The sequence below is a fragment of the Marinagarivorans sp. genome, assembly GCF_982758155.1.
The window spans coordinates 18,103-29,780 of record NZ_CEXWTU010000034.1 but is presented as its reverse complement, the minus strand read 5'-3'; the positions used below and the strand labels follow the sequence as shown (position 1 = coordinate 29,780).

The following is an 11,678-nucleotide window of genomic DNA, read 5'->3' as shown; positions in this document are numbered from 1 at the left end:
AACCTGCTTCCCTGCAGGCCCTCTTCGCCTAATTGGATAAACTATTATTGCCTCGTCCCTAAACTACGTCGCACCATCATCGGGCCGGCGCAGTTTGCTGTTTAGAGTCGAGCGTTCTCTATGTAGTAAGCCAGTTCCATTGCGCATTCGCCGGTGCAGTGGTTGCTGCTATTAAAGGGCATGGTATTACTGATGGTTTGGTGTAATTCGGTGAACGATAAGTTAGCGCCAATTTGAAAAGGTAAATTACTTTCGAGGTCGTGGCAGCTAGCGCATTGCTCAGTGAATAACTGTTCGCCGCCAGGGGTTGCTGCAACGGGTTCTGAAGAGGCTGCGCTGCTTGGTGTGCCGGCTGAATCATTAGAGCTACTAGCGGCGGCTTCCGAAGAGGCTGTATACGCCACTGAACTTGAGCCTGTGTTGTTAGGTGATGAACTGGCGGATGAGTTGGCTGGTAGACCAATACTCGATGAGGCGGCCATGGAAGAAAAGGCTTGGTTAGAACTTACTGCCATAGATTCGTCGGATGATGAATCCTCTGAATTGATAATCCCTTGGCTTGAACTTTGAGTACTCAGTGCCTCCGGTGGCGTCACTATTTTTTCAAGCTCTTTACTGCTGCAGGCACCACAGGCCAGTGCTATTGCTATAACGCTGATTAGCTTTTGCATTACGCAACACTCCTTTGCCAAAAGTTGGGTAGCGGGCCGTTGTCAAAGCCGCCGCGCGCTTCGGTAATGCCTATGCCGTCAGTGTGCAAACCTACCGCTTGTGCAACCGATGTTAATAGTTGTGTGTGCGGCAAACCTACTAGCTCCGCAGGATGTTCGCGGTTGGCAGTGACACCGGCATTGGTATTTTGTCTGTAGTCGAGTGTGTAGCCACCTTGATGCCCAAAATCGTGTCCGCCACTTAAGATAAAGGGCATGCGGTCGTGCATATTGTCGACCAATATGCCGTTGTTGGAATAGGTGAGTACGTAGGTTTCATCGAGTAACGAGCTGGTTTGTTGGCCCGGTAGCGCGCGCAGTTTAAGCAATAAACGATGTAAGCGCTCCATGTACCACTGTACATATGGGGTTGCGCTTTCTTTGGTGTAGTTAGTGGAGCTGCGCCCTTTGCCATCGAGCGGCGTAACCGGCCAATTGGCATGCCCCAACATAAAGCTAACACAGTGGCTAAGCCCGCAGCTAAGGGCCATAACGATGATGTCTTGCTGAATATCGGTGACTGTTGCAATGTCTGCAGTGGCTTCTACATCCGAGAAATTACGGTTTTCGTTCAACCCACGCAAATTCAGAGGTGGAATCTTGGCTGCAATACTCGCCAAGCCATCCAGTTGCTGCTCTACCACTAGTTTTGCATCTAAACCTATGGTGTCTTTTAGGCCGCTTAACGCGAGTGCGTCTGTGCGGCTTGGGCCGTTACCAAAGCAAACTTTGTAGGCAAGCTCGGGGTTGTCTTCGTGTTGTAACTGCTGCCCGCCAGCAAAGCTATTACTGTATTGCGATAACTGATTGGAAAACGCCCCCAAGCGCAGCGCGCCAAAGGCTTTAGGGGATTTAATTTTTAAATCGGCAGCCAAGTAATTATCAAGAGAAGTATCGTCTCCGCCGGTAAGTAGGTGCGCTTGGCTGGCATGAATATCGGCAGCGCCAAACATGCTAATGCCATCAATCATCGTGCAGTGCTGCGCAACGCTCTGCAGGGGGGAGCTCATCACTGGAAGCTGGCTAATAGCCCCTGCTTGCGGGAAGAACAGCTCGGGCGTAATGCCTTCAGGGAAAAAGTTAAACAAGATGTTAGGCTGTATCGGCTGAGTCTCGGCAATAGCACGCTGCGCTAGCTGGGCATAAAGCGGCACCCCAACAGACGCACCTTGAAGTGCTTGAATAAAACGGCGGCGAGAGATCATGTGCATTCCTTCGGGTAACGTATTCACTGCCGAATGATAACGGCTTTCGTTTAGCATGTTGTGGTTTATTGCACAGTTTACGGTGTCCGCGAATGTGGAACCACGATTCTTAACTATTTTGTGTCTTTAGTGCGCAGCTCTGTGGCGCATCGCTCAATAATTAAAAGAAGCTGCAGGCACAAAAAAACCGCCCGAAGGCGGTTTTGATCAATCATTGTTTAATTCTAACCTTTTGCCTTCCGGCGGTTTTCTAGGTCACTTTCTATCTCGCCCATACGTTGAGTATTCAACGGATAGACAACTAACAAGCCTAAAGCGGCAAAGGAGAATAGTGCGGGTATCCAGCTCATTAGGCTGACCATAATGTGTTTGGTGTTCGCGATGGTATCGGGGTCGCTACCGATGTAGCCATAGGCGGCCAATACCAATAAAACCAAGGCGGAAGCAAAGCCATTACCGGTTTTTTGGATAAAAGTACCTGCCGAGTAAAACAAGCCGGTAGCGCGACGGCCGTTTTTCCATTCAGAGAAATCGGCGGCATCGCCCAGCATGCTGAAGACCAATACCGGCATAAAGGCGGCAAAAAACTCGCAGCAAATACCCAGCGCAAAAATGAGCGTGATTTGGTCGGGTTTAACGAAGAATATCGCGCATGCAAAGGCGCCGCTGGCGGCCAAAGAAATGCTGAATAACGTCTTTTTCCCCAGCCACGTGGTGAGGTAGCCGGCAATAAGGGCGGCGAATATGGAGGTGAGCATGGTGGCGAGGAAGAAGCTACCGGTTAAGGTTTTATCGCCCATGTAATGCGTAAAGTAATAAGCCGTTGTGGTATAGCGCACGCCATTAAAGAGCATAGTGAATAAGCCCAAGCCTAAAATCATAAGCCAAGGTTTGTTGGTGAGCAGGTCTACCAGGTCGCGCTGCGAGGGGGTGATTTCGGAATCAGGTTTTTTGATGAGCTTTTGAATCACGACCCATGCCGCAACCATTACCACCGCGAAGAATAGGCCTGATGCTAGATTGCGATAATAAAAGAACAGTGTGATTGCCAGTAACGGAGTAATAATGAATGGCAAGTTTTTAAGTAGGTCACCTAATTCAGATTTGAGTGAGCCGCTAGGGGTCGGCGGCTCGACGCGCTCTTTGGTGGTGAAGAAGGTGATGGCACATAAGATAATCAAAAGCCCTGCGAACACATACATGGTCTTTTGGTAGCCAATGGCGTCGTTACCTTGGCCAAAATATTCGACCATATCCGGCAAGAAACTCATCATCAGTACGCCACCACAAAAAGCCCCGGCAAAGCGATAGCCCGAAAGTACTGTGCGCTCGGTATGGCTGGGTGTCATAACGCCCATCAATGCGGAGTAAGGCACATTGTTAACGGTATAGGCGAGCGTTAAGCCGATATAGGTGAAGTAGGCCCAAGCAATTTTAGCGATTGGGCTTAAATCGGGGATTACAGTAAAAGACAGCACCATAAACAAGGCTAGTACGGGGGCAGACCAGATGATCCAGGGGCGAAACTTACCGTGCTTGGAGGTGGTTCGGTCGGCGATCATGCCCATAATAATGTCGGTGATGCCGTCGGATATGCGAACCACGAGCATTAATATGGCGGCAGCGGCAGCAGAAATACCCAGCGTATCGGTATAAAACACCGCTAAATAGGCGAGTGCGCCACGCCACACTAAGTTAGCGGCGGCATCGCCCATGGCATAGCCGCTCTTTTCGACAAAAGAAAGCTTATTGGATGACTCTATCGTCATAGGTGTCTCGTTATTATAGGGGGATGACGGTTATGCCAAGGCCGTAGGCCGCGACGTGCTAATAGTTTCTCTCGCTTCTAAATTGCTAAGGCAAGGCTGCGAGCACGATAGCACTTAGGATTCCTGCGATAAAGGCTTTGCGCCACCGCAAGGCTTTAAGTGTTAAGTTTTACTGAATATTGGCGCATAAAAAAACCGCCCGAAGGCGGTTTTCGTTGTTGCCGTTAACGATTAGTTATTGGGCTGCAGCACGACGAGCTTCTAAGTCGCTTTCAATTTCGCCCATGCGTTGGGTGTTTAATGGGTAAACAACCAACAATGCCAAAGCGCTGAATGAGAAAATAGCCGGAATCCAGCTCATCAAATTCACCATGCCTTCTTTGGCTTGGCTGATGGTGTCTGGGTCGGTGCCGACGTAACCGTAGCTTGCCAATACGAGTAGTACGAGTGCGCCAGCGAAACCACCGCCCATTTTTTGTATGAAGGTACCGGCCGAGTAGAGCAGGCCTGTGGCACGGCGGCCGTTTTTCCATTCGGAATAATCGGCGGCATCGCCCAGCATGCTGAAGACCAGTACTGGCATAAAGGCCGCGAAGAATTCAGCGCAAACACCCAAGCCAAAGACCAGGCTCACATCTTCCGGTTTGGCGAAATAAATGCCACAGGTGAATATACCGCTCACAACTAACGAGATGGCAAAGAGTGTTTTTTTGCCCATCCATGTGGTCAGGTAGCCCGCAATAATCGCAGCAAACATACTGACGACGGTGGTAGCAAAGAAGAACTTGCCGCCTAAGCTGGCATCGCCCATATAGTGGGTAAAGTAATAAGCCACAGTGCCGAAGCGAATGCCATTATAGAACATAGTAAATAGGCCTAAGCCTAAGATCATTAGCCAAGGTTTATTGGTGAGCAGATCGATAAGGTCGCGCTGGGGTTGAGAGGTTTCACTCTCAGGCTTTTTAATAAATTTGCGAAGGACCATGGCGGTGCCGCCAATGATGATGGCAAATGCGATACCACTGATAAGGTCGCGCTGTACAAAGAACCAAGACATAGCGAGTAACGGTATACACATTAAGCCAATGCTTTTAAACATCTCGCCAAAGCCATCTTGCTCGCTAGAGCTCTTCGGCGGTTCCACACGCTCTTTGGTGGTGAAAAAGGTAATGCCACACAAAACAATGAGCAAGCCGGCAAAGACATAAAACGTTTGCTGGTAACCTTTAACGTCATCACCCTGGCCAAAGTAAGCAACCATATCGGGGGTGAAGCTCATGACGAGTACGCCACCGGTGAAGGCACCGGCAAAGCGATAGCCCGAAAGCACGGTGCGCTCGGTGTGGCTTGGCGTCATTACACCCATCAAGGCCGAGTAAGGAACATTGTTGACGGTGTAAGCGAGCGTTAGGCCTATATAGGTAAAGTATGCCCAGACGAGTTTCATCGCGGGACTTAGGTCGGGCGCGGTAAAGGCTAGCACCATAAACAGTGCAAGTACCGGCGCAGACCATAAGATCCAGGGCCGGAAGCGACCGTGGCGGCTAGTGGTTCGGTCGGCAATCATACCCATAATAATATCGGTAATACCATCGGATAAGCGCACAACTAATAGAAGCGTAGCAGCAGCAGCTGCCGAGATACCTAAAGTATCCGTATAGAAAACAGCGATGTACGCTAACGCACCCCGCCAAACTAAGTTCGCGGCGGCATCACCCATCGCGTAGCCACTCTTTTCCATAAAAGAGAGCTTGTGAGAAGAAGCTGAAGACATGGTCTACCTCATTGTTATTGTTTGTATATCCCGCGAGCTATCGTGCGCGGTGTAAATCTGCCTTCTTAAACCGGTAACTGCGTACCTTTGAGCGCTTAAGCAGGCTCTCCCAAATGGTCAAATTTTCGACGCGGAACAATAGCATTTACTGCCAACCTTATAAAGCGTCGGCTATCGGGAGAGTGAATTGAGGTGTAGGGCATGGATTGTAAGCGCAAGAGACTTGCATCCACATCGGTGGCTCCTAGACTGCTAGTGATTCTTAATGCATTCGTTATGTATGGGCTACCCGCTTAAAATGGCGCTTCAGCTTGAAAGTTGTGGCTTTAAAAAACACCATAATGTATCCGGTATTTAAGATATGCTCATTCTATTTACAGGTTAACTTCTGCTGTGTTAGCTTGCGTGCCGATGGGACATAGATTGTAATATTAGGGTGTCTTATAAGCGTTATTTGAAATATAGCTTGAATGTGATTTTGATATATTGAAGGTTGTGATTTGATGTAGTTAATCACTTACTCGAGGCTCCAATGGCTGTAGATTGGAATCTCGCGACAGAAAAGGAAAAAATAATGGATAACCGTATTTCTACACTACAACACTTTTCAGATTTACAGCAGCAAGCAACAACCTCTAGCGATGTTAAAGCTATTTGTGATGAGTTTAGCCAGCAGGCTGGATTTGAATATTATCTTTTTGGTATTTGTCGGTTAACCTCGCTCAGCTCCCCAGAAATTTCAACTATTACTAACTATCCTGATGATTGGATGGCCACTTATTTCGAAGAAGGCTTTCAGCGGCATGACCCGGTTGTGCGATATTGCTTTGAGAATGTTGCCCCTATTCGATGGGAGCAGCTACTAACCATGGATCAGTACATTACGCCAGAGGCGGAAAAGGTATTAGCTAAAGCTGGTGAAATGGGCCTTAAGCATGGGGTCTCAATCCCTGTAAGATCGCATACGGGGGATGTCGCGGTATTTAGCTTATCCACCAAGGTGGATGAAGATATCAATGGTCGTTTTGAGAAAGTACTAGCAACTGCTCAAATGTTTGCCACAGAGCTCTTCAACACCGTATCAAGAATTAATATCAATCAAAAGGTTGAAGAGACCCAGAAAGAGAAGCTGACCCCTCGTGAGCTAGAGTGTTTATTTTGGGCTTGTGAGGGGAAAACAACGTGGGAAATATCTAAAATTATCGAAATTTCGGAAAGGACCGTCATTTTTCACCTTACTAGTGCAACCAAAAAACTAGGGGCCGTCAATCGTCAGCATGCTGTGGCTAAGGCCATGTCTACAGGCTTAATTAAGCCTATGCTGTAGACGATTGTTAGTTGGTTCATCTGTTTTTTTTCTTAATACTAATTGACAGCCATTCCCTGACGTTGAACAGGAGGTGGTTTTCCAGCCGGAAAGATCAATTGCCGGATCGCTAATGTGAATGTTTTCCTCTCCTCGCTCTATGCTTCCTGGCTCAGCCAGGCAGTATACTATTTCGTCTACTAAGTCATACTTAGCTAAATAGCTTAAAGTTCTTTGGTTGCTGTAAATTACAACATTACAGCGTAGCTCCTTCGCCCAATACTCTAATATTGTGCGAATGCTTGTGTCGTCATAAATTTCAAAGGGCTCTAGAAATTCATGCGCAATATTTTCTTCAGGCAAACCTTTAATAAACTGCTTTTGGTCATTGTTGTAGAGTACGCCACGGCTATAAAAAGCGTAGCGGCGCAAATTTTCTTTGACGGTGAAGTCATCCGACACTGCATTAATTGGTATGTTTTTTCCAGTGAGATTTGAGGCGTATACCGCCGTTACCCAAGGTCTTTGTTTTTCTTTAATCGTCGTCACGCCTTGGATTAGCATTTCAGCGGTACGAGTCTCCGGTAAATATTGGACGCTACCGCTCCAAACTTTCTTCCATTCACGCCACTCTCGATTGAGATAAGTATCGGGTAGCCTTTTTGCAATACTTATCCTTGTGCAATTAGAGTTGTTTAGCGCAGCGATTAAGTCATTAATATCGAGAGCTCCTGATATAGGCTCAGAGCTTAAGAGTAAGTGATCAAAATGACTGGGTTGCTGTGAGATTTTTAGTGTCAGCTTGTCATTCGCTGCACCAATCATCATGGCATCATGGGAGAGAATCGTACCTTGGTTATCAAGGGTTGCCCAGCCAATACCTGCCCATGTCGAAGTGCTTTTTGTGACGTTTAAGACAAGGTCGGTGGCCTCGTCTAAAAAGGCTTCTTCGTTATCAATAGTGTTCAATTTTAAACCCCGTCTCTGTTATAAATAATTGGTGCGAATTTTTGAGAGTTTTTCGTTTGATGAGACAGAAAAAAACCCATCTTTATAATTAAATAATGTTGAGAAATAATATTTATCGTCAACTAATGCAGAGGAAGAGAATTTGTTATTGCTGTCTTCCTTGATGTAAATATTTCTGAAGTCAGTATGCAGTCCAGTACCATTTGTTTTCGTTAATGATTCTTTTGTTACCCATATTTTTAATAAATAATTTTTGTCATATCCAATGCTTTTGTATTTTCTGTATTCATATGGTGTAAGTGCAAATTTAGATATGGAGTGATAGTTTTTGTTTTTAAAAAATTCAATATCAATGCCTATTTCGTGATCGCGACTTGTTCCGATGGCGACATAATCACCGCTGTGTGAGATGTTGAACTTAATGGCGTTTTTTTTTATGCATCTTGGTTTTCCGTATGCGCCTATTGAAAATAATATTTCCTTGGGGTCGCATCGTAATTCTCGAGAAATCAATTCTCTTTTGAGTCCATGCGCAACAATAGATCTAAGTGTGTCGGATTTTTGTATATAGCTATTCGCTCTAGCTGCCTCTTCGTTGGAGAGGATTTCTGAATATCGATCTGCTTCAGATTGAGTAACCTTTTTCACGGTAATGTTTGTGGTCATTCATACGCCTGCTTTATCGGATGCTCAATAGCGAATAACTTTCTGGCTTTACTTGATTGATGTGAATTGTGGATCACTCATGTGCATTTTCCAATGCAAGATGTTACAGGTAGTTTTTTTGAGGCGAGCGAGAGATATTGGCTGGGAATTTAAGGCGCGTTAAATCGTTAAGTTCCTATCACGTAGGATGAGAGAGATTATGAAAGCTGTACGTTGGACTCTATTAGTAGTCGTGCTTGCTGTGGTGGGCTGTGCAGCCTATAGCCCGATAAAAATGTCTATGACACCGAATCCCATTGTGAAAAATGAACATACTTTGCTAGAAGGCGAACGCTTATTCGGTAGTTATTGCGCTGCTTGCCACGGCGACTATGGCCTTGGTGATGGCCCTGCCGGGGAAGGGCTTGCGGTAAAACCGGCAAATTTAACTGAATTGAAATGGAAGTCTGATGGTCTTTTGGCAATGAACATTCAAAATGGCGCTGGTGTGATGCCCGCCTGGAAAGAGGTCTTAACGGAAGAGCAGATATGGATGTTGGTGGAATATATTCGCCATATCCCTGTAAAGAGCTCTTGAATAAGTTAGGGATAAGGAAGCAATATTTTATCCACTAATACTTGATATCGACATCCTTACCTTCGTTGCTTAAAGCGTGACATGCCCCCCTTTAAGCGCTTCGATAAGAAAGCCGATCTCTCCGCCTAATTGGACAAACTATTATTACCTCATCCCTTATCACCTTGTTTTACCTATATACATTGGAGCCTTAAGTGGTGAATAAGAGCAATAAAATAAATAGTACGCCGCTAATTTTTTTGGCAATACCTATTTTAATCGAAATGATAATGGCTTATATGGTGCCATTAGTTGATATATATTTTTTAAGCCAGCAATCAGATTTATCCGTATCAGCCGTATCCGCTGTTATGCCAATGCTGTTAATGGGCATGAGTTTAATTGGTGCCTTTCAGATCGGAGGGATCAGCGTATGTTCAAAGCTAGTAGGTGCCAAAAAACGATACTCTTTGGTGGTGATGCAGACGTGGCTAGTTTTGTGTATTGCCGGGCTGGGTTTAATCTTAAGTGCTTTTTATATGGTGTCTGGAGGTTATTTACTTAATGTGATGTCGGTTGATCCTGCATTTTTTTCTGAAGCTCATTCATATTATAAAATATGGGGTGGCGGTATTTTTTTCCTTGGAATATATATATGTTTTTGTGCGCTTCTTATCGTGAGAGGTGAGATGAAGTTCATCATTATTAGTGGTCTGGTGATGAATGTTGTCAATGTGACCCTTGGATATGCATTGATTGGAGGTAATTTTGGCTTTGATGCATATCAAGCAAAGGGGGCTGCAATAGCGAGTGTTGTTGCTTGGGTTGTTGCGGATGTCATTATTATATTAGCCGCAATCAATGTTGTTGGGATTAGATTAAGTCTTCGGTCGATAAGAGTGCGTGGGCGACTATCGATTAATCCATTATTAAAAGTGGCGATCCCAGGGATGATAGAGCCTATATCTTATCAATTGGCGCAGATGGCTTTGGTTATATTTATAGTGGCAATTAGTGATTTATCTTTGGTCGCACGTGCCTATCTCATTAATTTCTTTTACATAACGAATATCTGGAATCTTGCGATCGCGAGTGCAATACAAACAAAATTGGCGAATAGCTTGGGTGCGGGAGATGGTGTGCAAGCCAAGCGTGATGTGAGTTATGCGCTGTTCCTTGGTGTGGGTGGGGCCTTATCTATCTCAATGCTGATATTCCTATTTGGGAAAAACATTATCAGTGTTTACACAGCTGACAGGGCAACAGTCGAGTTGGTGTTAGCTTTATTGTGGCTGAACGTGTTCATCGATGTTGGGCGATCTCTAAATATTGTTATGGGAGGGGTCTTAAAAGCATCAGGCGATGCAATACTTTTTGCAGTTATAGGTGTTGGTGGCACGTGGATTCTAGCTGTGGGTTTAGGGTATGGGCTGGCTTTTCATTCGGGTTTGGCTTTGCTAGGTATTTGGCTTGCAAGTGCTATTGATGAAAATATAAGGGGTTTATTGAGCTTGTCTCGATGGCTGAGTGGTGCCTGGAGGCGCGAGCTTGAGGGGAGTGGTGGCTGGAGTAAGCAGGGCGCACCGTTAACCAAGAAGACGCTGGAGTCCTCTGGCGAAGTATATGCAAGTTAAATTTATAATTTATTGAAGGAGAATTGTGATGGTAGTGAAAAACCCTAAAGTATCTTGTTTGTGTTTGTCGTATAAGCGAGTGGAAAACCTGAGGAATGTTATTAAATGTTTTGAGGCCCAATCCTATGAAAATAAGGAGCTTGTTGTTGTATATCGATCGACAGATGAAGAAACAAAGCGCTTTTTGAGTGATGTGAGTGATGAGCGTATTAAGCTCGTTGAGGTCGTTTATAAAGATGATACAACACTGGGTGATGTTAGGAATATATCGATAGCAGAGGCCTCTGGTGATTACGTTTGTATTTGGGATGATGATGATTGGTATCACAGTGATCGAATTAAATTACAGTTAGAGGCAATTTTAAGCAGCGGTAAGCAGGCTTCGATTCTTTTCTATTTATTGATGTATGACAAAAAGCATAGTGTTACCTACATGTCGCCAAGGCACACGTGGGAGCAGACTCTTATGTGTAGTAAAGCATTTTTGGCCAGAAATGGAGTTAAATATCCGGCTCTTAATCGTGGGGAGGATAGCGTTTTTGTTAAGCAATTAGTTGAGCTGAATGCCATTGTTCCTCTCGTTAATCCTCAACTCTACATCTACTGTTATAGCGGGAGCAACACCTGTGATGAAGGGCATTTTGAAATGTTGTTTGGGTATGCTCAAAAATTGAGCTCAGAGCATACAGAGACGGTGGGTCGTGTATATGAGTGTGAGCATGATGTCGTCGAAGGGTCTTCTTTGATCAGTGATGCACGATTTTCGGGTGAGTTTCGTTACGTGTGGGATGTGCCTGCGGGGCAACATTAAAGGTAAATTTTTTCAAACAAAACCTTCTATTTCGCCGTATTTTAATCGGGGAATCAAGGGTTTTTCATAAAACCTGTAACATCTTACAGGTTTTTACCCCTGCTTTATTTTGATTTTTAAAGCGACCTGTTACTTATGACAGGCTGCATAAGTTTTTAATGTAAGTCATTGTATTTTAAGGGAATAGTTGTTGTTTAGGGTAGGGCTGTCAGATTGTACAGCTGATTAGTTTCGGTGATATTTAATAAATTTGCTTCTCCAGCACATCAACAGGAGAG

At 45.2% G+C, this 11,678-nt stretch carries 10 protein-coding genes; 4 read left to right on the top strand and 6 right to left on the bottom strand.

Annotated elements, in window-relative coordinates:
- Positions 1 to 101: 101 nt before the first annotated feature.
- From AC3A8L_RS06225 to AC3A8L_RS06210, 4 genes are all read right to left on the bottom strand, one after another.
- On the bottom strand, positions 102 to 671 hold the full coding sequence (locus AC3A8L_RS06225) for a c-type cytochrome (RefSeq protein ID WP_487961368.1): 570 nt from the start codon (positions 669 to 671) through the stop codon (positions 102 to 104).
- Complete coding sequence (locus AC3A8L_RS06220) at positions 671 to 1,915, bottom strand: DUF1552 domain-containing protein (protein WP_487961367.1); 1,245 nt, start codon at positions 1,913 to 1,915, stop codon at positions 671 to 673. The genes AC3A8L_RS06225 and AC3A8L_RS06220 overlap by 1 nt, the downstream gene beginning before the upstream one ends.
- A gap of 224 nt (positions 1,916 to 2,139) precedes the next feature.
- Complete coding sequence (locus AC3A8L_RS06215; protein WP_487961366.1) at positions 2,140 to 3,684, bottom strand: MFS transporter; 1,545 nt, start codon at positions 3,682 to 3,684, stop codon at positions 2,140 to 2,142.
- Positions 3,685 to 3,919: 235 nt separating this feature from the next.
- Positions 3,920 to 5,458 carry an MFS transporter gene (locus AC3A8L_RS06210; RefSeq protein WP_487961365.1) on the bottom strand — a complete coding sequence of 513 codons (1,539 nt, stop codon included), beginning with the start codon at positions 5,456 to 5,458 and terminating at the stop codon, positions 3,920 to 3,922.
- A gap of 574 nt (positions 5,459 to 6,032) precedes the next feature.
- Here AC3A8L_RS06210 and AC3A8L_RS06205 point away from each other — a divergent pair.
- The gene (locus AC3A8L_RS06205) at positions 6,033 to 6,785 is read left to right on the top strand and encodes a LuxR family transcriptional regulator (protein WP_487961364.1); all 753 of its coding nucleotides are present in this window, start codon (positions 6,033 to 6,035) and stop codon (positions 6,783 to 6,785) included.
- On the opposite strand, the gene AC3A8L_RS06200 is transcribed toward AC3A8L_RS06205, so the two are convergent.
- Positions 6,765 to 7,733: a hypothetical protein gene (locus tag AC3A8L_RS06200; RefSeq protein ID WP_487961363.1), complete on the bottom strand. Its 969-nt coding sequence runs from the start codon at positions 7,731 to 7,733 to the stop codon at positions 6,765 to 6,767. The two genes, AC3A8L_RS06205 and AC3A8L_RS06200, sit on opposite strands and share 21 nt — an antisense overlap.
- A gap of 18 nt (positions 7,734 to 7,751) precedes the next feature.
- A complete protein-coding gene (locus tag AC3A8L_RS06195) occupies positions 7,752 to 8,399 on the bottom strand; it encodes a 4'-phosphopantetheinyl transferase family protein (protein WP_487961362.1) in 648 nt (215 codons plus the stop codon).
- Positions 8,400 to 8,598: 199 nt separating this feature from the next.
- Here AC3A8L_RS06195 and AC3A8L_RS06190 point away from each other — a divergent pair, with 199 nt between their 5' ends.
- From AC3A8L_RS06190 to AC3A8L_RS06180, 3 genes are all read left to right on the top strand, one after another.
- A complete protein-coding gene (locus tag AC3A8L_RS06190) occupies positions 8,599 to 8,976 on the top strand; it encodes a c-type cytochrome (protein WP_487961361.1) in 378 nt (125 codons plus the stop codon).
- 194 nt (positions 8,977 to 9,170) lie between these two features.
- On the top strand, positions 9,171 to 10,589 hold the full coding sequence (locus tag AC3A8L_RS06185) for an MATE family efflux transporter (protein ID WP_487961360.1): 1,419 nt from the start codon (positions 9,171 to 9,173) through the stop codon (positions 10,587 to 10,589).
- Between the two features lie 28 nt (positions 10,590 to 10,617).
- Positions 10,618 to 11,400, top strand: a complete 783-nt coding sequence (locus AC3A8L_RS06180) for a glycosyltransferase family 2 protein (RefSeq protein WP_487961369.1) — start codon at positions 10,618 to 10,620, stop codon at positions 11,398 to 11,400.
- The last annotated feature ends 278 nt before the right edge of the window (positions 11,401 to 11,678 follow it).